This window comes from Streptococcus sp. HMSC074B11, from assembly GCF_001808705.1.
Taxonomy (GTDB): Bacteria; Bacillota; Bacilli; order Lactobacillales; family Streptococcaceae; genus Streptococcus.
The window spans coordinates 1-390 of record NZ_KV794251.1; the positions used below are offsets into that span (position 1 = coordinate 1).

A 390-nucleotide genomic window follows, 5' to 3' on the forward strand; every position below is an offset into this window, starting at 1 on the left:
TTGAAGCTATCAAAAATTTGTTTGACTGCAATGGAAGTTTTCAATCGATCCTCAACATTTTTTTGTTCAAATGACAAATTGGCTAAAGTTCTAGTATATTGTAAAGCAATGTCTTCCGAGTGCTTGAAGCTATCAAAAATTTGTTCAACTGCATTGGCAGTATTCAGTAAATCCTCAACATTTTCTTGTTTAGCTGATAAATTGGCTAGAGCTATAGTATAATGTAATGCAATATCTTCCGAGTGCTTGAAGCTATCAAAAATTTGTTTGACTGCATTGGAAGTGTTCAGTAATTCCTCAACATTTTCTTGTTTAGCTGACAGATTAACTAAAACCATAGCATACCGTAAGGCAATACTATCAGAGTGCTTGAAGAGCTCAAAAATTTGT

1 pseudogene is annotated in these 390 nt (G+C 33.3%); it reads right to left on the minus strand.

Going from position 1 to position 390, the window contains the following annotated elements:
- Nucleotides 1-338, minus strand: a pseudogene (locus HMPREF2619_RS02625) (hypothetical protein); the annotation flags it as partial.
- Nucleotides 339-390: the final 52 nt, after the last annotated feature.